The 23,385-nt window shown below is 47.1% G+C and carries 20 protein-coding genes; 7 read left to right on the top strand and 13 right to left on the bottom strand.

Going from position 1 to position 23,385, the window contains the following annotated elements; translation table 11 throughout:
• Positions 1-71: 71 nt before the first annotated feature.
• Both ACSQ8O_RS06250 and ACSQ8O_RS06255 read right to left on the bottom strand, forming a co-directional pair.
• A complete protein-coding gene (locus tag ACSQ8O_RS06250; protein WP_436240869.1) occupies positions 72-524 on the bottom strand; it encodes a bactofilin family protein in 453 nt (150 codons plus the stop codon).
• Entirely contained in the window at positions 521-1,537 is a 1,017-nt protein-coding gene (locus ACSQ8O_RS06255) for a M23 family metallopeptidase (RefSeq protein ID WP_436240870.1), read from the bottom strand. The genes ACSQ8O_RS06250 and ACSQ8O_RS06255 overlap by 4 nt, the downstream gene beginning before the upstream one ends.
• Positions 1,538-1,685: 148 nt before the next feature.
• Between ACSQ8O_RS06255 and ACSQ8O_RS06260 the strand changes: the two genes are divergently transcribed.
• Positions 1,686-2,918 (top strand): WD40/YVTN/BNR-like repeat-containing protein, encoded by a 1,233-nt coding sequence (locus ACSQ8O_RS06260; protein ID WP_436240871.1) that lies wholly within the window; start codon positions 1,686-1,688, stop codon positions 2,916-2,918.
• 499 nt (positions 2,919-3,417) lie between these two features.
• Here ACSQ8O_RS06260 and ACSQ8O_RS06265 read toward each other — a convergent pair whose 3' ends face one another.
• Genes ACSQ8O_RS06265 through ACSQ8O_RS06280 form a run of 4 tightly spaced genes read right to left on the bottom strand, consistent with a single transcriptional unit; the run spans position 3,418 to position 6,737 of the window.
• Positions 3,418-3,918, bottom strand: coding sequence for a hypothetical protein (locus ACSQ8O_RS06265; protein ID WP_056608425.1), 501 nt, complete (start codon positions 3,916-3,918; stop codon positions 3,418-3,420).
• A gap of 27 nt (positions 3,919-3,945) precedes the next feature.
• Positions 3,946-5,124, bottom strand: a complete 1,179-nt coding sequence (locus ACSQ8O_RS06270; RefSeq protein WP_436240872.1) for an MGDG synthase family glycosyltransferase — start codon at positions 5,122-5,124, stop codon at positions 3,946-3,948.
• 33 nt (positions 5,125-5,157) lie between these two features.
• Complete coding sequence (locus tag ACSQ8O_RS06275; RefSeq protein ID WP_436240873.1) at positions 5,158-5,733, bottom strand: thymidine kinase; 576 nt, start codon at positions 5,731-5,733, stop codon at positions 5,158-5,160.
• 26 nt (positions 5,734-5,759) lie between these two features.
• Entirely contained in the window at positions 5,760-6,737 is a 978-nt protein-coding gene (locus ACSQ8O_RS06280; protein ID WP_436240874.1) for an HD domain-containing protein, read from the bottom strand.
• Positions 6,738-7,111: 374 nt separating this feature from the next.
• Between ACSQ8O_RS06280 and gltB the strand changes: the two genes are divergently transcribed.
• The 3 genes from gltB (at position 7,112) to ACSQ8O_RS06295 (ending at position 13,889) form a co-directional block, all read left to right on the top strand.
• Positions 7,112-11,704, top strand: a complete 4,593-nt coding sequence (gene gltB / locus ACSQ8O_RS06285; RefSeq protein WP_436240875.1) for a glutamate synthase large subunit — start codon at positions 7,112-7,114, stop codon at positions 11,702-11,704.
• Between the two features lie 26 nt (positions 11,705-11,730).
• Positions 11,731-13,215 carry a glutamate synthase subunit beta gene (locus tag ACSQ8O_RS06290; RefSeq protein WP_056608443.1) on the top strand — a complete coding sequence of 495 codons (1,485 nt, stop codon included), beginning with the start codon at positions 11,731-11,733 and terminating at the stop codon, positions 13,213-13,215.
• A gap of 197 nt (positions 13,216-13,412) precedes the next feature.
• Positions 13,413-13,889 (top strand): hypothetical protein, encoded by a 477-nt coding sequence (locus ACSQ8O_RS06295; protein ID WP_436240876.1) that lies wholly within the window; start codon positions 13,413-13,415, stop codon positions 13,887-13,889.
• A gap of 68 nt (positions 13,890-13,957) precedes the next feature.
• On the opposite strand, the gene ACSQ8O_RS06300 is transcribed toward ACSQ8O_RS06295, so the two are convergent.
• Positions 13,958-14,641: a response regulator gene (locus ACSQ8O_RS06300; protein ID WP_436240877.1), complete on the bottom strand. Its 684-nt coding sequence runs from the start codon at positions 14,639-14,641 to the stop codon at positions 13,958-13,960.
• Between the two features lie 39 nt (positions 14,642-14,680).
• Positions 14,681-15,883, bottom strand: coding sequence for a sensor histidine kinase (locus ACSQ8O_RS06305; protein WP_056608452.1), 1,203 nt, complete (start codon positions 15,881-15,883; stop codon positions 14,681-14,683).
• A gap of 273 nt (positions 15,884-16,156) precedes the next feature.
• On the opposite strand from ACSQ8O_RS06305, the gene ACSQ8O_RS06310 reads away from it, so the two are divergent.
• On the top strand, positions 16,157-17,092 hold the full coding sequence (locus ACSQ8O_RS06310) for an ABC transporter ATP-binding protein (protein ID WP_436240878.1): 936 nt from the start codon (positions 16,157-16,159) through the stop codon (positions 17,090-17,092).
• On the top strand, positions 17,076-18,023 hold the full coding sequence (locus tag ACSQ8O_RS06315; protein WP_436240879.1) for an ABC transporter permease: 948 nt from the start codon (positions 17,076-17,078) through the stop codon (positions 18,021-18,023). Before ACSQ8O_RS06310 ends, ACSQ8O_RS06315 begins: the two co-directional genes overlap by 17 nt.
• Before the next feature lie 52 nt (positions 18,024-18,075).
• Here ACSQ8O_RS06315 and ACSQ8O_RS06320 read toward each other — a convergent pair whose 3' ends face one another.
• The 3 genes from ACSQ8O_RS06320 to ACSQ8O_RS06330 form a co-directional block, all read right to left on the bottom strand.
• The gene (locus ACSQ8O_RS06320; RefSeq protein WP_436240880.1) at positions 18,076-18,810 is read right to left on the bottom strand and encodes an HAD family hydrolase; all 735 of its coding nucleotides are present in this window, start codon (positions 18,808-18,810) and stop codon (positions 18,076-18,078) included.
• A gap of 82 nt (positions 18,811-18,892) precedes the next feature.
• The gene (locus ACSQ8O_RS06325) at positions 18,893-19,345 is read right to left on the bottom strand and encodes a bactofilin family protein (RefSeq protein ID WP_056608465.1); all 453 of its coding nucleotides are present in this window, start codon (positions 19,343-19,345) and stop codon (positions 18,893-18,895) included.
• A 1-nt stretch (position 19,346) separates the two neighbouring features.
• Positions 19,347-20,387, bottom strand: coding sequence for a M23 family metallopeptidase (locus ACSQ8O_RS06330; RefSeq protein ID WP_436240881.1), 1,041 nt, complete (start codon positions 20,385-20,387; stop codon positions 19,347-19,349).
• A 199-nt stretch (positions 20,388-20,586) separates the two neighbouring features.
• Between ACSQ8O_RS06330 and ACSQ8O_RS06335 the strand changes: the two genes are divergently transcribed.
• A complete protein-coding gene (locus ACSQ8O_RS06335) occupies positions 20,587-21,678 on the top strand; it encodes a ParM/StbA family protein (protein ID WP_056608471.1) in 1,092 nt (363 codons plus the stop codon).
• Positions 21,679-21,762: 84 nt separating this feature from the next.
• On the opposite strand, the gene ACSQ8O_RS06340 is transcribed toward ACSQ8O_RS06335, so the two are convergent.
• Together ACSQ8O_RS06340 and ACSQ8O_RS06345 are read right to left on the bottom strand one after the other, a co-directional pair.
• Entirely contained in the window at positions 21,763-23,142 is a 1,380-nt protein-coding gene (locus tag ACSQ8O_RS06340; protein ID WP_436240882.1) for a GerAB/ArcD/ProY family transporter, read from the bottom strand.
• 11 nt (positions 23,143-23,153) lie between these two features.
• Positions 23,154-23,384: a hypothetical protein gene (locus ACSQ8O_RS06345; protein ID WP_436240883.1), complete on the bottom strand. Its 231-nt coding sequence runs from the start codon at positions 23,382-23,384 to the stop codon at positions 23,154-23,156.
• Position 23,385: the final 1 nt, after the last annotated feature.

Here is a 23,385-nt window from a genome sequence, read left to right on the forward strand (position 1 = left end):
AGGGAAATGAGAAGAGCTCGTCACACCCGCCGCCAGCGGATGAAGACGAGCTCTTTGTATATAATGCTGCTCTAATTCCCACCAGAAGCAGCTTGTTGCTCACTTTTTTGCTGCTTGTGCGCCTTAGCATCGATGACCTTGCCGCCTCCGCTTTTATCATTTTGCACTGCAGCTGCATTCATCGCACTACTTCCCTGGAAGATGCCACCCTCCTCGATAATGAAGGACCGCACATCAATATTTCCAATCAAGACGCCAGAGCTTGTCACAATCAACTTGCCCTTCGTATAAACATTACCTTTTACTTTACCGGCCACAATGACATCACGCGCATGGATATTCGATTGGACGACAGCGTTTTCACCAATGGTGATGTCACCGGCACATTCAATGTCACCGTTCATTTGACCCTCAATGCGAAGGCTGGCTTCGGACATTATTTTGCCTTCACAGATCGTACTGGCGCCAATCAGCGTGTCTGTACTTTTCGTATCAATTCGTTTTAATTTCGAGCTTCCAATCATTTGCGTTCATCCTTTCGATCTGAAATGAGATAAGGTTTAGGGTCAATCTGGATACCGTTTTTATGAACTTCATAATGAAGATGGGAGCCCGTGCTGCGTCCAGTAGAACCAACGAGACCGATATGCTGACCTTTTGTTACAGATTCTCCGCGTTTTACCAATATTTTATTCAAATGCATATACTCTGTTTCAATACCTCTGCCGTGATCAACGATGATATAGTTGCCGAGCTCGCCATCAAAGCCCACTGCAATGACTTTTCCTGCGGCAGTTACATAGACTGGATCATTGTATTCACCATCGATATCATAGCCTGTATGCATGGAGGGCCTGAATGTAAAAGGATCTATACGGATGCCGAAGCCGGAAGTAATGCTGTGCGAAGCGATAGGCCATAGTGTAGGCGTAATACTGCGTAAGTGTTCAGCTTCTTTAATTTTGGCTTCGGATTCATTTAGGTTGACGAGGAGTTCATTAATATCGCCAACTAAAGAAAAAAGCCCTTGCTTCGTGTTGCTAACGAGGGTAGATACATCATCCGTAGTGATAGGTACATCGCTACCGCCAATATCAACATTCGTTCCATTCACGGGCTTAGAGCTCGGGGTGCTTGCTACTTTTTTGCTTGTCCCGTTTACGGTTTCTGGTTGACTCATAAGTTCTATCACATGATCTATTTTCTTAATTTCCTCTAGCTTTACCTTAAATTCATCGGCCTGCTGAGCGAGATCAATCAAATCAATTTGCAGCTGCTCAATTTCACTTGTTTTATGTGTAATTTGATCAACCAACTGACGTTCTTGTCCATCGAAAGCTTGCTGCATGCTGTTTTGAGTTTGATGAGATTGGGTATTCATGATATAAATCGTCAGGAAAAACCCGATCAGCACAAGTAGGATCACACTAGGCACAATATACAAAGAGCTGTGTGGAAGCTTGAACCTCACCGTACGGCGGTTGGCACCCGGAATGATCATGAAGGTGAGTTCTTTTTTGCCCCAAATAAATTTCAACAGATCCTCCTCCCTTTCCGTAACCTAACAATGTCCCCCTTCTTGTTTACGATTGTATTCCTCAGTCGGGTGAGTCATGCCTAATTTCTCTAGAATGGGGGATGATGGTAAGGAAGTGAGTTCAACTTTTCCCTCTTTAGTAACGTCTATGAAATATCAACTACACATGAAAGTGAAGGGAGTACGGATGATGTTAAAAAGAACGCTGCTGCTGATAGCCATATCAAGTCTTGCCTTAACAGGGTGTAAATCTTCCGGACAGACGAGTGGTCATGTGACCGTTTCAGAATCACCGATATCGAGTGCAGTGGGGGGGGCGGAGCCAACAACAACACCCGCGACACCTAGCGTAGAGCCGACAACCCTACCGACCAAAGGCAGTGAGGGGACGACTGCTCTTATGAAAGGGGTAACTGCGCTGAGACTAGCGGACGCTCAAAAGGGCTGGATTGGCGGCAAAGGCTGGATCGCTCATACCGATGACGGTGGTGGGAAGTGGAAGGTGCAATACACGGGTATTGGTGAAGTTGGGCAACTATTTGCGTTGAATGATCAGGATGCTTGGGCAACGGAAGAAGGTACAGGGAAGCTGTTCAGTACGCAGGATGGCGGGGCTCATTGGTCGACAGTCGGTACCGTTCCCAATCAAGCGTTCCTCCACTTCGTGTCGAAGCAGGAAGCCTTTAGCGGCAATGTGCAGACCTTAGATGGTGGTGTCAAATGGGCGAAGCTGCCAGTTCCAACAGGTATGCAAGGGGATGCTTATTTTCATGATAGCAAGAATGGTTGGGCCGTTAGACAAGTGGAAGACATGATCGAGGTCTTGAGGACGCAGGATGGCGGGCAAAATTGGAAACCCGTCATGTCACGCAAAACCGTGGCGACATTGACAGGCAACGTCATTCGCTCCGTTGGCGTGGATGACGCGTGGATCGAGCTGATTGGGGAATCTGGGATGACACAAACCTCCTATTCGCTGTTTCACACGAAAGACGGCGGGAAGACCTGGCAAACTGTGCTTGTGAACAGCACAGCTGGTGGAGGACCGGCCCCTGGATTCCCTATGGGGGATACGACGGGGCCGAAGAACACGGGCTCGAAGCCCGGCCCTCTCTACGTCGTGAATACCGACGTAGCGTTCATGGGCGGCACTTGCCCGGCATGCGACAAGCCGAACTCCGTCGGTTGGACGAAGGACGGCGGCAAGACCTGGGTGAACGGTACGGAGTCGTTCACGGGGTACGGCGAGCTGCTGCTTGGCATGGCAGACGCGAATAGCGGCTGGCTCATCACGAATGATAATGAGCAGCCGAGTGTGATGTACACCACCCGCAGCGGTGGTGTGAACTGGAATAAGGTGCATACCTTCGATGCACCTTGATAGAAAGCCACCGCGGCTGTCTTTGCGCGGTGGCTTTTTTATATGCAGCTAGCTACTCCTCACACCCATCGTACTCCGCACCACATGTCTATTCGCACGACACATCACGCACCACATGTCTACTTGCACGACACATCACGCACCACATGTCTACTTGCACGACACATCGCACTCCGGACCACACGCAGCTACTCCTCACACCCATCACACTCCGCACGAATTGCCATAACACGCTCCACCTTCACCGTCAGCAAACGCCAACCCAAATTCACCGCCGCAGCAGATTAAATGGATTTCCTCCATCTATTTCAGTCTAATTTGCGTGTTTTCTGCGCTTAGTTGGATTTCCTACAGTTAAATGAGCTGAACGTAGTGGGAATGCTCGAATTCGATGAAATTAGCTGTAGCTTATACATCTAAATCAAATTTCGAATGGATTTCGAAGGAAATAGCTGGAGGTTTTCCAGTTGTTTGCGCCACTCCCCCCACACAAACCTACTCACTTCGTAGGCGTATCACTCCCGTTTCCATTCCCATTCCCATTCGTTCCATTCGTATTCTTCCCATTGAAGAACGTCGATGTTAGATCACGCAGCTTCTCCATGAACTTTCCGTAGCCGTAACCGGTCAGAAAGGCTATGCTGATACGCGCTGACATCGAATCGCCAACTTCTAGCAGCATAATGCCGCTCGCGAATAGGATAATTGTGATAATCGCAGAACCGAAGCATAGGATTGGCCGCATGAGGTACCAGTAGATCCATTGTGTGGTGAGCTCTTGATAATGCTCATGAAACATGCGCAAACCATATAGCGCACCACCAAGCGCTCCTGCAAAGCCGAAGCATGCATACTCATGATAGAGGACGAAATCAATGCCCAGTATTTTGCGCTCAAAAGAACTGCTGCCAAGCACGGCCATCATCCATAGGCTGCCAACAAACCAGATCATTAAATAAGCAAAAATAGCTTGCTTGCCGAATCGGTTAATGGGATTCATAACAAAACACCGCCCTCACAATGGTTACTACCATTGTATGAGCGGTGTTTTTGATGATGCCTGAATATAGGAACGCTTATCCGATTGCTCCAGGTACGCAATGATCGCTGTTGCACAGCTTTGCTCTTCCTCATTCTGCTCTTCACGGATGTCCGTTCTCCGCTTTGCAAGCTCAGGATATTGCTCGAGCAGCAGTTTAAACCAGTGGTCAATCATCGCGACGGATGTGATGCGCTGTCCGTAGCCATTTTCCTGGAAATAGGTGCAATTTTTCTCTTCTTGCCCGGGAATCGGGCTATAGAACAGCATGGGGATACCTTTGGCCATTGCCTCTGTACAGGTCATCCCGCCTGGCTTCGTAATCAGCAAATCGGAGATATCCATCAGCTTGCTAATCTCGGTGGTATAGCCAATCAGATGGACATTTGGCTGACGGAAAGCTTCTTCATCTAGGAGTTGAAGACGTGCTTTTTCATTCGTGCCGAGACAGATAAGCAGTTGAATATCTTGGCTCCAACTTGCCAGATAGGTCAGTAGCTCTTCCTTTTCTTCCTTTTTAAAAACACCCCAACCGCCACCCATAACCATGACCGTAGGCATGGCTTTGAGTCCGAATTCCTGCCGAATCTGCTCCTTGCTATGAGCTTTGCGGAAATTAGGATGAACCGGAATACCGGTAACCTCAATACGCTTGTCCAGAACACCACAGTTCATGAGACGCTCTTTAACAAGGGGCGTGGATACCAAATATTTGTCTACCGCTGAGTCTATCCACGTTCCATGAACATCGTAATCAGTGATCACGGTAAAGAGAGGTACATTCAGCCCTGCGCGTTTCAATCTAGAGACAATAATACTTGGAAATGGGTGCGTACAGACGATCAAATCCGGTTTCAACTGCTTAATAACGGCTTTCGTTCGTGAATAGAAGATACGATGCAGCACGAGACTGGCTACACGACTCGGCCTTTTATCATAATGATTTCGATAGAGCATACCGTACAGTCTGGGTTGTGATGTTACCGTGCGGCGGTATGCCGAGAAGACCCAAGGTGCTAAGGTAGGATGCAAAAAAGCGCCAAGCTCAATCACGCGGGTAATCATGTCTGACGAGGATTGCCGAAGCTCGCCAGACAGCGCATGAGCAGCTTGTGTATGTCCTTTCCCGAAGCCCTCAGATAATAGCAAAATCCGTTTTTTACGCAAGGAACTCACCTTTCTTTGTAAATCATATCTATCCTAGGTGTGATCTGTTTTTTTCTTAGATGCATAGCATTTGCGACACACAGGAACGTAGCTTTCATTCCCGCCGATCTGGATCTGCTCACCATGGAAGATAGGAACGCCGTCTTTGCAACGCATGTTCATGATTGCCTTTTTATCACAATACCAACAAACGGTTTTAATTTCTTCGATCGTATCCGCCACAGCCAAAAGTGCATTGCTGCCTTCAAATAATTGTCCCATGAAATCAGCTCGAAGCCCGTAAGCGATAACGGGAATATCCAGTTCATCGACGACTTCAATCAATTGAGAGACTTGGGCTTTGTTCAAGAACTGAGCCTCGTCGACCAAAATGCAATTTGGACGTTCGGTCTGCGCTAAAGCGACCATATCCAAAAGTTCATCTACGACGATGGCACCTTTTTGCATACCGATGCGGGAAGCGACCTTACCAACACCGAAACGATCATCCATAACGGAAGTGAGGAGAAGTACTTTTTTGCCCTGTTCCTCATAATTATGAGCTACGCGTAAGACTTCAATCGATTTACCGCTATTCATCGTGCCATAACGAAAGTACAATTTTGCCAAGCTGGGACAGTCCCTTCTGCGGATGTTTATATGGTGAAAAAATAAGTTGCGGCCATGCTATCCAGTTCAGCCAGTTTCACAGCAGCTTGAAAGCTGACTTCAGAGGCGAGTTTTTCGCCAATTAGCGGTTGTTTTTTGTAAACCTTCCCGATCTTGACTTCAATGCTGCCTGGTACGGGTTCTTGGGTAATTTGAATGCGATGGGGCTCATACATGAGCACATGAATTGTTTCGCGAGCCGTCTCATTATTGCTCTGCAGCAGCTGCTGAATCAACTCATGATCCATGAGTGCGGGGATTCGATCCTTCATGCCAGGATTTGCCTCGCAATGATGTGCCGTTGCTTTGGCCAGCAGTGCATCCATTGCTAGAAATTGCGGGTGCAGGATGAGTCGATGTTCTTCAACAATCGCATCAATAAGCGCTGTGGCTGAAGCCTCATTCGCTTCTATGTAGGGTCCGCGTAAGCGAAGTCCTTTCACTACTTCCGAAGGCGGCAGCGTCTGACGACCAGCATAGTAAGTATCGCGCAGGAAGCTATCCAAGTGATCGAGTCCAAGAACTGTTGATTTGTTCGTTAGCGGTGTTTCTTGTTTCAAAAGATCAATAATTGCCCGCGGCGAAATGCCGTGCTTGACTAGAATATCCGCGATGATGCCTTGCCCGATTAATTGTTCGGTTTGACGGTGATGATTATACCCAAGTGTCCGCTCAACCGCATGGGAGAAAGGCAGGTGCCCGATATCATGGAGCAGTGCCGCAATGCGCAGATGAGATTCTTCTGGGCAAAAGTGAGCCATGAGTGACCAAACGCCAACCGTATGTTCGAAGCGTGAATGTGTAAGTGGTGAAAATAGAGCCGATGCTCCGAAATGATGTAAAAACTTCAGGCGGCGTACCGGCTTTGAGCGGAAAAGCTCAATTTCAACCGGATGAGCTTCTAGCTGCCATTGATAAAGAGGCTCCCTAATCATGCCGTCCCCAAAAGTATGCTGTATACTCAAACAGAGCTCCTCCTAAGATGTGGAATCTGGATGTATGTTCTAGCGGTATTAGCTATCATAGCATGAAACATAGAAAGTTTGCTATCACATGCACAGCCAGTTGTATTTATATAGGAAATGAGAACATTTATCGTGCCTATACAATATGATTCAACTGGCGATTCTATTAAAATGAAAACCTTTTCAATTTAAATATTTTTAAATTGAACTATAGGAATCCAAGTGTTAATATAATAGAAAAAATATTGAGAATATTTCCTCTACTTATTGCGGATGTAGTCGAAATATGAAGCATTGAATTCTTACTTTTTAGCACTTTAAAGCATGCGTTTAACAAAGTCCAGCGAAAAACGAGGGAAGAAAGGTTGCACAACATGACTATTAAAGGATTACCGCCCAAACAGGGACTGTACGATCCGAGGAATGAGCATGATGCTTGCGGTATAGGCTTTGTTGCCAATATCAAGGGTGTCAAATCTCATGCCATCGTCAAGCAAGCGCTTCGTGTACTTTGCAATTTGGATCATCGAGGCGGGCAAGGCAGTGACCCGAATACGGGGGATGGCGCAGGCATTTTGATGCAAATTCCAGACACGTATTTTCAATCCGCCTGTGAACAAGAGAACATTAAACTTCCAACTGCTGGCAGCTATGGCGTAGGTATGGTCTATTTGCCTCAAGAATTAGAGGCACGTCAAGCTTGTGAAAGTACCATTGAGCGAATAGTCAAACAAGAAGGGCAACAATTTCTTGGATGGAGAACCGTTCCAACAAATAACAGTTCGTTGGGGGATTCTGCAGTATCCGCTGAACCATATATTCGTCAGGTGTTTATCGGCCAAAGCGCAGATACTGCGACGAATCTTGATTTTGAGCGCAAGTTATACATTATTCGTAAATTATCTGAAAACGCTATCAAACTATCCCTTCCGGGATCGCAATTTTACTATTCTAGCTTGTCTAGCAGAACGATTGTATATAAAGGGATGCTAACACCTGAGCAAGTGGACGCTTATTACGTGGAATTGCAAGATGAGAAGGTAGAATCTGCCTTAGCGCTCGTTCACTCCCGTTTTAGTACCAATACGTTCCCGAGCTGGGAACGTGCGCATCCGTACCGTTATTTGATTCATAATGGTGAGATCAATACACTTCGTGGTAATGTCAACTGGATGCACGCGCGTCAAGCGATGTGTGACTCTGAATTATTTGGTGAAGATTTCAAACGTATTCTACCTGTTATTGATACGGATGGTTCCGATTCCCAAATGTTTGACAATACACTAGAGTTCCTAATGCTTTCAGGCCGTTCATTGCCGCATGCCGCCATGATGATGGTACCCGAGCCTTGGTCTAAGCATGAAGGTATGGATGATGATAAAAAGGCGTTCTACGAATATCACAGCACCTTGATGGAGCCGTGGGATGGTCCTGCAGCTATTGCTTTCACAGATGGCAGTCAGATCGGAGCGATACTCGATCGTAATGGCTTACGTCCTTCTCGTTACTATGTGACAACGGATGATTTGATTGTGCTTGCTTCTGAAGTAGGCGTGCTGGATATCGAGCCTGAGCGCATTTTGTACAAAGACCGTCTAAGACCGGGACGCATGCTGCTTGTGGATACGGTAGAAGGCCGCATCGTGACCGACGAAGAAATCAAGAGCGGCATCGCTAGCGAGCAGCCGTATCGGGATTGGTTGAATGAGCATCTCGTATCCCTAGAGGATCTGGAAGATGCGCCAATTGTACTTGGCTCTGACCAGGACACGATTCTTCAGCGTCAGCAAGCGTTTGGCTATACCTTCGAACAACTGCGTAAGACCCTTGAGCCTATGGGCAAAACAGGTGTGGATCCGATCGGTTCCATGGGTACGGATGCGCCGCTTGCGGTGCTTTCAGACCGTCCGCAGCTGCTTTATAACTATTTTAAACAATTGTTTGCACAAGTAACGAACCCGCCAATTGATGCGAACTTTGAAGAAATTATTACGGCGCAGGGCACCACGATTGGGCCAGAGCGCAACCTGATTAAGCCCGAGCCAGAGAGCTGCCGTCAAATTCGTTTGAAGTCGCCGTTTCTCTCCAATGAAGAACTGGCGAAGCTGCGTCATATTCAGCGTGATGGTTTCAAAACGGTCACGTTGTCGACGCTTTTCGAAGCATCGGCAGGTACTGTTGGGCTTGAGAGTGCGATGCAAGATTTGTACGTGGCTGCCGATCAAGCAATTATCGACGGCGCTACGCTGATTATTCTCTCAGACCGTGGTGTAGATAGTGCGAACGCGCCGATTCCGGCACTTCTCGCAACATCAGGCTTACATCACCACTTGATCCGTCAAGGCACACGGACGAAAGTGAGCTTGCTTGTCGAGTCTGGTGAGCCGCGTGAGGTGCACCATTTTGCCCTATTGCTCGGCTATGGCGCAGGTGCAATCAACCCATATCTGGCGTTAGAAACGCTTGATGACATGATTCAGCGTAAGCAGCTAGTTGGCGTTGATCACGAGAAGGCGATCTATAACTACATCAAAGCTGTCACGAAGGGTGTAGTCAAAGTGTTAGCAAAAATGGGGATTTCCACCATTCAGAGCTATCGCGGGGCGCAAATCTTTGAAGCGATCGGCTTGAGCCAAGAGCTGGTAGATAGCTACTTCACTTGGACGTATACCCCAGTTGGGGGTATCGGTATCGAAATGGTGGCGAAGGAAGCCCTAATGCGTCACAGTCGTGCGTTCTCTGAACAAGAGGGACGCGATCGTGTGCTGGATACAGGCGGCGACTTGCAATGGCGCAGAGACGGGGAAGATCACATCTACACCCCAGAAACTGTGCATGCTCTGCAATCAGCTGTTCGTACGAACAATTACGGCATGTATAAAAATTTTAGTAAGCTCGTCAAACGAGAAGACGAGAAATATATGGCTTTGCGAGGACTGCTGAGCTTCAAAGCAGGACGCACATCGATTCCGATCGAAGAGGTGGAACCGATCGAATCGATCTTCAAGCGCTTTAAGACGGGAGCCATGTCCTACGGCTCCATCTCCAAAGAAGCGCACGAAACGATCGCGATCGCGATGAACCGGATCGGCGGCAAGAGCAACACCGGCGAAGGCGGCGAGCATCCGGAGCGTTTCACGCCAGATGCGAACGGCGATCTTCGCCGCAGTGCCATCAAGCAGGTGGCGTCCGGCCGCTTTGGCGTCACGAGCCATTATCTCGTCAATGCTGACGAGATTCAGATCAAGATGGCGCAAGGCGCGAAGCCCGGCGAAGGCGGTCAGCTTCCGGGAACCAAGGTGTACCCTTGGGTTGCCGAGGTTCGCGGTGTTACGCCAGGCGTAGGCTTGATTTCACCGCCGCCGCATCATGATATTTATTCGATCGAGGATCTCGCAGAGTTGATCCACGATCTCAAGAATGCCAACCCACGGGCACGAATCAGCGTTAAGCTGGTATCCGAAGTCGGAGTTGGCACGATCGCTGCCGGTGTAGCCAAAGGGAAAGCGGACGTTGTCCTCATCTCCGGCTACGACGGAGGCACAGGCGCGTCACCGCAGACGAGTATTCGTCACGCGGGACTTCCGTGGGAACTTGGTCTGGCGGAGACGCATCAGACACTCGTGCTGAACAACCTGCGCAGCCGTATCGTCGTCGAGACGGATGGCAAGCTAATGACTGGGCGCGACGTTGTCGTAGCTGCCCTGCTCGGTGCCGAGGAGTTCGGCTTCGCAACGACACCACTAATCACAATCGGCTGCGTGATGATGCGCGTCTGCCACTTGGACACTTGTCCAGTTGGGGTTGCTACGCAAAATCCGGAGCTTCGTAAGAAATTTGCTGGAGATCCGCAGCATGTTGTGAACTTCATGACCTTCATCGCCAACGATGTGCGTGAGATGATGGCAGAGCTTGGCTTCCGCACGATCGAAGAGATGGTTGGACGTACCGATATCTTGGAGTCCAAGCCAGCGGTCGAGCATTGGAAAGCCAAAGGCGTGGATCTTACGCCACTGCTGCACCAACCGGACATGGGCGAAGAAGTCGGTCGCTTCTGCCAAATGGAGCAGGATCATGGCTTAGATCGCTCCTTGGATATGACGAAGCTGCTTGCTATTTGTGAGCCAGCGATTGAGCGCAAAGAGCATGTACACGCGATTCTGCCAATTACGAACGTGAACCGTGTTGTCGGAACGATCGTGGGTAGCGAAGTCACACGCCGTCACGGCGTAGATGGCTTGCCGCACGATACGATTCGTCTACATTTTGAAGGATCAGCAGGTCAAAGCTTTGGTGCTTTTGTACCGAAAGGGATCACACTCTCCCTCGAAGGAGATGCCAATGACTACGTAGGGAAAGGATTATCTGGCGGTAAGCTGGCGATTTTCCCATCCAGTAAGTCGACTTTTGTACCGGAAGATAACGTGATTATCGGCAATACAGCCTTATATGGAGCTACAGATGGAGATGTTTACATTCGTGGTATCGCTGGCGAACGCTTCTGCGTAAGAAATAGTGGTGTGCGTGCCGTCGTTGAGGGTGTCGGCGATCATGGTTGTGAGTACATGACAGGTGGTCGAGTCGTTGTTCTTGGTCCAACAGGGCGTAACTTCGCAGCGGGTATGTCAGGCGGTATTGCCTACGTACTGGATGTGAATGGTGACTTCCAAAGCAAAGTGAATAAAGAGATGGTTTACCTCGAGCAGCTGGAAGAAACGTATGAGATGAATGAATTGAAAACGATGATCCAGCATCATGCCACATTTACGGATAGCAGCGTTGCCCACCAGGTTATTCAGCACTGGGATGAGTACGTTTGGAAGTTCGTGAAGGTTATACCGAAGGACTACAAACGGATGTTTGATGCTATCGAGAAAGTGAAACGCTCCGGACTAAGCCAACAAGAAGCGGTCATGGTTGCTTTCGAGGCGAATATGAGAGATGTTTCCCGTGTCGGTGGAAATTAACGAAACTCAGGAGGGATTAAACGTAAATGGGTAAACCAACCGGTTTTATAGAACATGCTCGTGAAGTGGCATCTGAAGCTTCTCCGTTGGTCCGAATCGGCCATTGGAAAGAGTTTGCGACACCACTTACGCAAGATAAATTGCAGATACAAGGTTCTCGTTGTATGGATTGCGGGATTCCTTTCTGCCACACAGGGGCATTAATCAGCGGCATGGCCGCTGGTTGCCCAGTGAACAATCTCATTCCAGAATGGAATGATCTCGTGTATCGCGGTCAATGGCGTGAAGCCTTGGATCGTCTGCACAAGACGAATAATTTCCCGGAGTTTACAGGCCGTGTATGTCCGGCGCCTTGTGAAGGCTCTTGTACAGTAGGCTTGAAGGACACACCGGTTACGATCAAAAGCATTGAGAAAGCGATCATCGACAAAGGCTTCGATGAAGGCTGGATCAAGCCTGAACCGCCGGAGACGCGCACTGGGAAGAAGGTTGCGGTTGTGGGTTCAGGTCCATCCGGACTTGCGGCAGCAGCGCAGCTGAACAAAGCAGGGCATTGGGTTACCGTATTTGAACGGGCAGACCGCGTTGGCGGCTTGTTGATGTACGGTATCCCGAACATGAAGCTGGACAAAAAGTATGTCCAGCGTCGTGTAGATCTGCTTGAAGCCGAAGGCATTGCCTTCGTAACGGGCGCTCACGTCGGGGTGAACTACCCGATTGAGAAGCTGCAAGAGGAATTCGATGCGATCGTTCTGTGCGGCGGAGCTACGAAGGGCCGTGATCTACCGATCGAGGGTCGTGAGCTCGGTGGTGTGCATCTGGCGATGGAATTCCTGAGCAAGAACACGAAGAGCTTGCTTGATTCCGAGCATGCGGATCGTGAATTCATTTCCGCTGAGGGCAAAGACGTAATCGTTATCGGTGGTGGTGATACGGGAACCGACTGTGTAGGAACTTCCATTCGTCATAAATGTAAGAGCGTGACGCAGTTTGAGATCATGCCGAAGTCACCAGAGACACGTCCAGCGAACAACCCTTGGCCAGAATGGCCGAAGGTGTTGAAAGTGGACTACGGTCAGCAAGAGGCGGCTGCGCTTCAAGGTGAAGACCCGCGGACATACTTAATCAACACGAAGAAATTCGTGGGGGATGAGAACGGAAACTTGAAGGAGCTGCATACGGTTCTGATCGAGTGGCAGAAGAACGAGAAAGGCGCGTTCGTGCCTGTTGAAGTGCCTGGTAGCGAGAAGGTTTATCCGGCGCAGCTAGTATTGATTGCGATGGGTTTCACGGGACCAGAAAGCACCGTTTTAGATCAGCTCGGCGTAGCCAAAGACGAGCGCTCCAACGCGAAAGCGGATTACGGGAAGTTCGCTACGAACGTAGATGGCGTTTTCGCTGCTGGCGACATGCGTCGCGGACAAAGTCTCGTGGTATGGGCGATCAACGAAGGTCGTGCTGTAGCACGCGAAGTGGATCGCTTCTTGATGGGATCGTCGAATTTGCCATAAGCTTTGTTAGACTGCTTGCGGGTAGAGAGTTACCTGTGAGCAGTTTTTTCTTGTCTAGTGGATAAAGCGAGATTGTGCCCATCAGTTGGTTCGCCTCATTAGACTAATAAACGTGAACATTTCTGTAAACTCATGTACAATAGAAGAAAGAGCAGTCCAAGCATAGGCTGCAAGTTGTACGGAATGGAGGGAAGCGCATGAGGAAAGAAGATCTTCTTACAGCTGAGGAGTTAAAAGCATTAATGGTCGGGAATGAGGAATATTCTGATGAGGTTGGCAGCGATGAGCCAGTCAGGGCGCAGGATCTGCATTCTTTGCAAAAGACCGTCATGCTACTTTCCAAGCAGGTAGAAGAGCTCCAAGCGCAACTTCATGAGCAGTTTGAACTCCAGAATAGACAGCAAGAGCAATTTCTGCGACTATGCAGGCACCAGCTTGAGAACAAACTGCATGAGCAGCTGGTTAACACCATTGTTGTCCATCAGCATGCGGCGAATCAAGAAGATAAGATGGAGCTTCAACATACGCCAGCGATATCGGAAGAAGTCAGCCTTAGCGCTGGGCCAATCCATGATTCGTCAACGGAAGATACGCCCCTACAGTTTTCAAGAGTAAAGAGCTATAGTAAGATTCGGAAAAGAAAAAAGGGTTTTCTCGAGAAGCTCTTTGAATAGTCGTGTAACAGCAAAGACCGCTTCTTCTTAGATGAAGAGCGGTCTTTATTTATGGAAATTCCCCTCGATTACAGAATCCCCTCATCATGTGCTTTTTTCGAAGCTTGAACACGGTCTCGGACGTCCATTTTCGAGTAGATGTTGGAGATATAGTTTTTCACTGTACCCTCAGACAAGAATAGCTTCTCTGCGATCTCACGATTATTGAGGCCATCGGCGATGCTGTGAAGTACCTGTAACTCACGTTCGCTGAGGCCGTAAGTCTCTGTTCGAACGTTGCTCTCTTCCTTATCTTCTGTGGAAGCCCCGCTTCCGCCGTCACGAGCTTGCTGGACAAGCATTTTGGCAATATCATGCGGAATTAAGGTGCCGCCCTGATGAACCCATTTAATCCCTGTAGCAAGATCTTTGGGATGAATGGCTTTGAGCAAGTAGCCTTCAGCTCCAGCACTAAGTGCATCTACGACGTAACCAATTTCTTGGAAGGTAGTCAAAATGATGACACGAATATGCGGCCAGGTAGCTTTAATCTGACGTGTAGCCTCAACGCCATCCATAATCGGCATATGAATATCCATTAGAACGACATCGGGTTGCACTTCTTCACTCAGTTTTACAGCGACATGCCCGTTTTCAGCTAAGCCGACAACTTCAATATCGGGGTCCATGCCTAGTACAATGTGTAAGCTTTCACGAATCAAATCCTGATCATCGACCAGGAGAAGTTTGAGCGGAGCTTGGGTTACAGTCATAGCAAATCCTCCTCACAGCTATTAAAAGGGTTTATAGGTTTAAAAGGTTGGAAAACGTTTGACAGGAATAAAACAATGGACAACGGTCCCTTCTTCAGGCAAAGAACGTACTTGTAAAGTGCCTTGCAGCGCCGTTATCCGTTCTTGCATCGCGGCAATCCCGAAGCCCATTTTCAATTGATCGGTGCCTATACCATCATCTTCAATGCGTAGGGAGATTTGGTCATCGGCATAGGTTAGTACAATTTCGATAGAAGCTGCTTTACCATGGCGCTTGGCATTCGTCAGTGATTCCTGTAGACAACGAATTAATGAAAGCTTGGTTTGTTTGGGAATTTCGAATTCGTCACTAACCGTCGTGAAGTGAATCTGTGTTCCTGTGTGCAAAGCAAATTCATTGGCAAGTCGTGACAGTTGCTGAGATAGCATCAGATCGCCCTCTTGGGGGACCATCTGATGGATGCTGCGGCGCACTTCTTCTAGACCACCTCTAGTCACATTGCGCAGGACGTCGAGCTTCTCCTTGGCTTTCTCGGGCGAAACTTCGATCAAATACGAGACGGCGTCCATTCCCATGATGACGGATGTGAATGTATGTCCTACCGTATCGTGAAGCTCACGGGCCATCCGATTGCGCTCTTCAACTAAAGTAAGCTGCTCAATTTGATTCGCGTACTGCTCAAGGACATTATTTTGCTCATGAATCAAATGGTATTGACGTTGGTTCTCGCCTAGAAGCTTCTCGGTCTTCTCGTTAGAAGTAACGGCGCGTTGTAAGCTTAATCCGATTGCGAAGAAGAGAACAGCATTCAGGATAAAGCTAAATAGTTGTCCGACTCCCATGCCGCTATGTAGAAGGAAAAAGTAAGTCATCGGCATGCCTAACATGAAAATAGGGGCGGTCCACCACGCATTTTTTCGATCGGTGAGGAATCCAATAACCATAATTGGGCAATTAATGGTAAGTAAGGCGTCTTGCTCCATCCAAGCCAAGTAAATTTGTAGGGGGATTCCAGTTAGTAGAACAGCAATTGGATAGCATGTCGGATTAATGTAGTGGGGTCGCCAGAATATAAAAGGAACCCCATAAGAGAGTAAAATGGCTAATATGGTTAACAGGATGTGGGAGAATGGTTGTTCATAGATGTGAAGGCAGCTATACAGTAAACCAAGTAGTGCAGCGCCGGTCAAGACGATAAACAGTGACCACTCTACACCGTGCCACGGTCTTCTTTGGATCATAGATGAGCTCCTTGTGCTAACAGTTCGTATCTTACTATTGTACATAAAATTAGTAAAAAGCCATAGTGAGCGCAGTCATATGACTGAAATATCTCCACATAGGAAAGATCAGTTTTCGGGAACCGAAAACCACTTTCATATTGGCGATAAAATCTACCTTTAAACGCGGTCGCACACCTATGAATGGCATCGATAGAGATTTTATCACTAGGCATGACAGCCGAAGTAAGCTAGGATTGGATTATATTGGTTAAAAAAGAGAGGAGATGTCGAATGTCAGTATCACAAGAGGTTGGTACGCCCATCGTACATGTGGATAATATTTCTAAACGCATTGGTTCCAAGACCATTATTGATAAGCTAAGTTTCGATGTGCCGCGTGGCGAGGTGTTCGGATTTCTCGGGCCCAATGGTGCGGGGAAAACGACTACCATCCGTATGATGGTAGGATTGATGTCGATTTCGGAGGGGGATATCCGTGTTGGCGGGTATTCGATTCGCACGCATTTTGAACAAGCGATTCGCCATATTGGCGCGATTGTAGAAAATCCGGAAATGTATAAATTTTTAAGTGGTTATAAGAATTTGGTTCATTATGCCAGGATGATTCCAGGAATTGGCGAGGAGCGAATTCAAGAGGTGATCGATCTTGTCGGGATGACGAATCGCATTCATGACAAGGTGAAAACCTACTCGCTGGGCATGCGACAACGACTAGGCATTGCGCAAGCTCTACTGCATAAGCCGTCAGTTCTTATTTTGGACGAGCCGACTAATGGGTTGGACCCAGCTGGCATACGAGAGCTTCGAGATCATTTGCGTAAGCTTACCCGTGATGAAGGGATTTCCGTTATTGTTTCTTCGCATCTGTTAGCGGAAATGGAACTGATGTGTGACCGTGTAGCCATTATTCAAAATGGGAAATTAGTTGATGTTAGACTTATCAAGGAATATGCTCAGGAGGACGGCAAACAGCGGGTCGTCTATGAGGTGGACGCGATAGAACAAGCCGTGAAGTTAGCTTCTGCTCAAGGGTATCCAGTGGAAGTTATCGATGCCGAACTTGTGATGGATCTCGACAAACAAGAGATAGCTTTGTTGAATAAGCGGTTCGTAGAGGCGGGGATTTCCGTTTATGGCATCCGCAAAACAATGAAGTCGCTGGAAGATCAATTTTTAGAAATGACGGGAAGTGATCCTATTGCTTAATCTCATCAAGAATGAGCATATGAAGATTTATAGTCGACTTCGAACATGGATTCTAGTGATCTTGTTAATTGTCATTGTCGTGCTCACTGGTGTGTTATCGCATTCCGATACGAACAACAATGATGATAGCTGGAAAATAAGGGCTTCAGAAACGATTGAACACAATAAGACAGAGCTTGCAAATGCGGATATTCCAGAGAATTTTAAGAAGCAGATGCGGGAACAAAGTGCGCTTCAGCAATACATGCTGGATCACAATTACCCGCCGATTGATAACACATTATGGGAAGGTATGCTCACTGCTTCTGGGTTAATTATTGTGGTTACGCTCTTCACAGTCATTATTGCTGGAGATATGGTAGCAGGGGAGTTTACTTGGGGAACCATCAAGCTGCTGCTCATTCGTCCTGCTAGCCGGTCGAAGATCTTATTGTCGAAGTATCTGACAACACTTATTTTCGCAGCTACATTGCTGGTCATTTTGTTCATTACTGCCCTGATTGTGAACGGCTTCTCCTATGGCTTTGAGCGACTGAGTCTCCCTCATTTAATTGTGAATGCCGCAGGGCAGGTGCAGGAGAAAAACATGCTGCTCTATGTGTTGGCGACCTATGGACTTAAATTGATCGAGCTGGTGATGATCGTTACACTGGCCTTCATGATTTCCACCGTGTTTCGCAGCGCTTCTCTTGCGATCGGCCTTAGCATTTTCATCATGTTCGCTGGTCAAGTGATTACCTTATTGTTCTTGCGGTATACGTGGGGCAAATACTTCCTATTCGCGAATACGGATCTCACTCAGTATCTAGAGGGACAGCCACTGGCGGAGGGAATGACGTTGGGATTCTCCATCACAATGCTTGTGTGCTACTTCTTGTTATTTAATGTTCTTTCCTGGGAAATATTTCGCAGACGTGACGTCGCGGCTTAATGAAAAAGAACGATCCTTCCGGTTCAGTTTTCACCGGGGGAGCGTTCTTTTTTTATTTCTTAATATACGATTGGATGGCCTCTGGTACTTCCAACAAGGAAGGCAGTTGGTAAAACGCGCCCTTCGGCGTGACGTCAATCGTCCCATTGTTAAATACCCAATCATCTGCAACGGGGATATGAATCGCATGGATACCTGCATGGAGCGCTGGTAGCACGTCTGTTGTGATGGAGTTGCCGATCATCCACGTGTGCTGTCGATCAAATTGCTTTTCCTGCATCAATGTATTCATAAACTCACGTGTCTTATGGACGGTTACGAAGATACGATCCTGAAAAAATTGATCTAGACCGACATCCTTGATTTTCTTCATTTGAATAGAAACATCTCCGCCTGTATACAGAAACAAGTTGTGACCAGCTTGTTGAAGGCTGTGAAGGGTTTCATTCATCAGTGGGTATGGCTCGACGGTGTAACTGTAAACCGTGTGACCGAGCTGCATGAGCCAGTCAACCTCTTTGCTACTCACAGGACGGTTGTAGTGCTGCGCGAACCATTGGTACGTCTCAACGAACGATTGCGGAAACCGCTCCGGCATAAAGCCGTGAATTTGGATACCAGCAAGGTCGATTTGCAATTGTTTTTGCCTGATATCCTGCTTAGTTAGACCATGGCCTGAATACCAAGTAAGCATCAAATCTACGAACTGGTCAATGACGAAGTCAAAATATTTATTGCAATGCACCAACGTGTCATCTAGGTCAAATAGGATGGCTTGTTCTCTCATAGTTCCGTGTCTCCTACATCAGTTAGAAATGAATTTCCAACTAGTATATCATGCGGAAAGCTTCTATCCTAGCAGGAAGGAATTACATGGCCACGGTGTTGCCTTTATACATTTGTTCAGGAGCAGCAACAGGTCGGTTCCCAGTTTCAGGCTCGTTGTTTGGCACGGATACCGGCACGGTCGATTTCGTTTCCATTTTACTGCTGCCTTGGAAGACGCCGCCTTCCTCAATAATGAAAGAAGCAGCGCTAATATTGCCATGAAGGGAACCTGTAGAGGTAATGGTCAGCTTACCCTTGGTTGTAATATTCCCTTGAACGCTTCCAGCCAGAACTACATCTCGCGCAGAAATATTGGATTTCACGACGCCGTGCTCGCCAATAATGACGTCGCCAGCGCAGTCGATATCCCCCGTAATTCCGCCTTCAATACGAATGCTAGCCTCTGATTTAATACGGCCTTCAAAGCTGGTTCCCTCACCTATCAGTGTATCGGTTGTATTTGGATTCATGAGGTTTTTTGTTTTTTTGAACATGTTAGTTATCATCCTTTCGAATCGATTTAAGATAAGGCTTGGGATCGACGCTTTCGCCGTTTTTGAGTACTTCATAGTGGAGATGTGCTCCTGTGCTTCGGCCTGTAGATCCGACTAAACCGATCTTACCGCCTTTATCTACAGAATCACCTTTGTTAACTAGAATTTTATTTAAATGCATGTACCAGGTGCGTAAGCCCTTGGAATGCTCAATCACAATGTTGTTGCCGTGGTAAATGTCCTTACCTGTACTGACGACTTTACCGGCAGCTGTTGCATATACCGGATCATTCTCGTGAGCACCGAAATCAATGCCGGAATGATAGCTCGGTATCTTGGTAAATGGATCGGATCGATAGCCAAAAGGGGAAGTAACAACCTTCGTGCTCGTTGGCCACAACGTTGGCGTGATGCGAAGCTGCTCCTGCTTGTCGGCCACTTTCTGCTTCGTTTGTACTAAATTCGTTTGCAGCTCTTGTACCTCACCATTCAGCGCAGAGAAGGAGGCGAGTGTGTCTTGACCTAGCTTAAGAATGATATCTTGTGAGACGGGATTGGGGCTGCCACCTACACCTGTTGAAGGGGGAGACTCGCCGACCGTCGGCTGATTGGCATCTTTCTTAGCTTTACCTTCGGAGGTTGAACTTGCAACGGCGACGTTACTTGGTTCGTGATCAATCCCTGCAATGGACTTGAGATCACTCTCGAGCTTCTTTACTTCCTCGACCTTCGTTTTCATCTGTTCAGCTTGCTGGGACAGTTGAATGACTTCATTTTGCAATTGTTCGATGGCCTCATTCTTAGAAGTTAGGGTTGCGCTCCATTGCTGGTTGACGCCGCTTAGCTTCGTTTGCAAATCACTTGCTTGTTTCACGGTATGTGCATGCATAATGTAAATCGTTATGGAAATCAGCATTAGCAAGGAAAAGCATGCTGCAGCGATATAGGCAGATAAATGGGAAATGCGAAATCTGACAACCGATTGCGTAGCATCTGGAATGATAACCAGTGTCAGTTTTTTGGGTTTCCACTTAAGCTTCATAAGGACTAAGTTATCTCCTGTCATGGTTGAATTTGGTAAAGTGAAGTTCTGTACATCATTCGTCATATTTTGCTAAAAACCTGCCTTCCTACCTACTAGTCCTAGGAAAATGAGTCTAAAGTAGGAAGGAATCCTGTCGTATATGATCGAATTTACTAATACAATTACAGAAAGCTGTAGATTTGGAGTGGAGGCACACATGATTAAGCTTGCAGGTATTGACATAGGGAACGATAGTATTAAGCTGGTGCTAGATGGGTCTAGAGAACCACTAGTAATTCCAAATATCATAGCGCCGGGCTACGAAAGACACATTTTGCAAGAAGAAGATTCACCTTGGAAAGCATTGGATGTCGTTATTTATAGTCCAAGCCTTTCACAGCGGAATCAACGTTATTTCGTAGGGCAGCTGGCCTTAGAGCACGAGGATAACCTAGAGCTAGAAGACACGGATAATAAAGCGCTATCGGATCAATCCCTCATTGTAGCACTGACTGCACTTGCTTATCAGGGTCTCACGAATCAAGCAGCGGGCCCTGGATACGGCAATGTTGACGAAGTTGAATATACATTGGGTACGGGTTTGCCTGTTCGTTCTTTCCCGAAATATAGTCAGACATTTGAACATCGACTTCTAGGTGAGCACGAAGTGACATTCCTTTCCACACCACAGTTCCATAATCGTAAAATTAAAGTTTCAATCCGCAAAGTGGCTGTCTCTATTGAAGGTGCTGCGGCCATGTTCCATATGGCAACACACGACAGCTTGCAGGTCAAAGACGAAGAAATATACAATGGCTGCATAGGCGTTTGTGAAATCGGTGCCTTGACGACAGATTTTCCTGTCATCAAACGCATGGCGATTGACAACCATTTTAGCCATGGCGAGCAGATCGGTATTGCAACGTATTTGGATGCGATTATTCGTGACGTGGAAGATGCCTACGGTCACTTGTTCCCAAGCCGAGCGAAGCTGGCGCAACGCGTGAAGAATCGTCAATTCACGATTCAACTTCCAGGAGAAGGCCAAGTAGATATTCGGCCCATCGTGGATTTGCATTTCCGCAGAGCTGCCGTACGCATGGTGGAAATGATCAAGAAGCGCTGGCGCAAATGCCCAGATATTCAATGCTTCTACGTGATTGGCGGCGGTGCGACTGCACTGAAGCCGTACATCCAAGACGCGGCAGGGGCAATGAAATTGCGTTTCACCAATGATAGTGAATACTTAAATGTACATGGCTACTTAAAGGTAGCTAAGAGTCGTCTAAATCAATCAGTTCCTGTTTAACTTACAAGGCCCCCGCTTAGGCGGGTGCTTTTTTATTTATTTATAAGCATTCCTCCAAATAGAATTTCACGGTATCCGTTCAAATTACTTACTGTCTTCGGCTTGTTTCAGCTTGGTAAGTTCCATATAGGTGCTTAAGTTTGCCAGGAGCAAACAACTGCCGAAGCCTATCGCGCAAATCATACCAACCATCGTAGATTTCTCGCCTAACATAAGACCAATTAGAACAAAAGCAACGCAACTGACCAAAACTAGATTTCCTCCCCAGAGCCATTGTGTGTAAGTCATACGTTGGCTAAGTTTGCCTGAATTTTGTTTGGGATCTTTATTTACATGAGTTCCTCCAGAGGAATCGGGAAAGTCATTCGGATATTTCTGTTTCTTCCGATACCCGATTCCAACAAGTAGGACCATAATGAAGGGCTGGTATGCCAGAACAATAACGGGTGAGCTAAAGTTGGAAAAGGAGAACAGCTCGGTGGTACTTTTGAAAGAAAGACATGTGCTTAGTGCTATTAGCAATGCGATAGGTTTGTTGATCATCGGATAGTTTCGCTCATTGAAAAGGGAGCTAATGCCGAGCAGGAGTGCCAAGTAAATGGCGATTATTTTACACACAACCGTTGGATACCAGATCATTAGCATGACAAGATCAAGTCGATCTAGAAAATCAGTGAGATGAATCGTTTGAACCAGATTATAGCTAGGGTATGAGAAGTTTGCAGGCATCTTAGGGCCGAGCACAGCAATAATAGAGAAGAGCATAAGTGTAAGTATAAAAAAACCAAGCAAGGAGCCATGTCGAATGGCCGATCGAACGTGATTGGCATTGGACAGCATATGAAGAAAGGCGCCGAGAATGAAAATATCACCAGCACTCCCGAGCGTCAGAATGGAACTTGCCGTCCAATTCTGAAGTGGCATCGTTAGTAAAGGCGTCGTGAGTCGCAGAAAGAATTCGCTTGATAAGAGCAGTGGCATGAACATCGTTGTTATAACGAAAAGGGGGTAGAACAGGTCATTTACACGTGCTATGACCTCTACACTTGTTTTTCCGAAATAAATAAGTAACAAGCAGTTAAGTAATATTAGAATTTCCAAAGGTGTTGTATGTAGTAAAAGTGTAGAACTAAATCTAGATACGGAGGAAATATCACGAACGACAATCTGCCAGAAATGAAACAAAATGAGTAGATTGATACAGGTGCCGAGCCATCGACCTACTATTTCTTTGGAAATTTCAAAAATGTTCTTATTAGGATATAGCTTTACGATATAACCAAAGAAACCAGCAACCAGGAATACATAAAGAATGGAAATTAAATAGCTGAACCAAGCATCCATTTGGTTAATGCGAATTAATTCATTTTGTAGCGTGAGGATGCCTCCGCTGGTGACTATGGAAGAAGCTAGCCATGAGAGCTGACGTTGGTTAATAACTTGCTTATTATCGATGATAAACACCACCTTTCTACTTATATGCCAAGAACTCGGATGAGCCATGGAGAAACCTTTTGGACGAAAAAATAGGCGGGCATCGGTATACTCATGTGGAAATATTTCATGGTGAGAAAAAGAAGAATTATTCCAATGGTTAGACCATAGGTTATTTTGTTCCCTTTTTTCGCCCGACGGAGCACTTTGCGATCCATGAGGAAGGACCCGATCAACATGATGAGAAAGCTGATGACAAAGATCCCATCCATC

The sequence above is a fragment of the Paenibacillus sp. LjRoot56 genome, assembly GCF_964253335.1.
Classification (GTDB): Bacteria; Bacillota; Bacilli; order Paenibacillales; family NBRC-103111; genus Paenibacillus_E; species Paenibacillus_E allorhizoplanae.

What these genes read in the sequence shown, in the direction of transcription:
- ACSQ8O_RS06250 (WP_436240869.1), bottom strand. Translation starts at nt 524, where the DNA reads ATGATTGGAAGCTCGAAATTAAAACGAATTGATACGAAAAGTACAGAC.
- ACSQ8O_RS06260 (WP_436240871.1), top strand. Translation starts at nt 1,686, where the DNA reads ATGAAATATCAACTACACATGAAAGTGAAGGGAGTACGGATGATGTTA.
- ACSQ8O_RS06265 (WP_056608425.1), bottom strand. Translation starts at nt 3,918, where the DNA reads ATGAATCCCATTAACCGATTCGGCAAGCAAGCTATTTTTGCTTATTTA.
- gltB (WP_436240875.1), top strand. Translation starts at nt 7,112, where the DNA reads ATGACTATTAAAGGATTACCGCCCAAACAGGGACTGTACGATCCGAGG.
- ACSQ8O_RS06290 (WP_056608443.1), top strand. Translation starts at nt 11,731, where the DNA reads ATGGGTAAACCAACCGGTTTTATAGAACATGCTCGTGAAGTGGCATCT.
- ACSQ8O_RS06295 (WP_436240876.1), top strand. Translation starts at nt 13,413, where the DNA reads ATGAGGAAAGAAGATCTTCTTACAGCTGAGGAGTTAAAAGCATTAATG.
- ACSQ8O_RS06300 (WP_436240877.1), bottom strand. Translation starts at nt 14,641, where the DNA reads ATGACTGTAACCCAAGCTCCGCTCAAACTTCTCCTGGTCGATGATCAG.
- ACSQ8O_RS06305 (WP_056608452.1), bottom strand. Translation starts at nt 15,883, where the DNA reads ATGATCCAAAGAAGACCGTGGCACGGTGTAGAGTGGTCACTGTTTATC.
- ACSQ8O_RS06310 (WP_436240878.1), top strand. Translation starts at nt 16,157, where the DNA reads ATGTCAGTATCACAAGAGGTTGGTACGCCCATCGTACATGTGGATAAT.
- ACSQ8O_RS06320 (WP_436240880.1), bottom strand. Translation starts at nt 18,810, where the DNA reads ATGAGAGAACAAGCCATCCTATTTGACCTAGATGACACGTTGGTGCAT.
- ACSQ8O_RS06325 (WP_056608465.1), bottom strand. Translation starts at nt 19,345, where the DNA reads ATGTTCAAAAAAACAAAAAACCTCATGAATCCAAATACAACCGATACA.
- ACSQ8O_RS06330 (WP_436240881.1), bottom strand. Translation starts at nt 20,387, where the DNA reads ATGAAGCTTAAGTGGAAACCCAAAAAACTGACACTGGTTATCATTCCA.
- ACSQ8O_RS06335 (WP_056608471.1), top strand. Translation starts at nt 20,587, where the DNA reads ATGATTAAGCTTGCAGGTATTGACATAGGGAACGATAGTATTAAGCTG.
- ACSQ8O_RS06345 (WP_436240883.1), bottom strand. Translation starts at nt 23,384, where the DNA reads ATGGATGGGATCTTTGTCATCAGCTTTCTCATCATGTTGATCGGGTCC.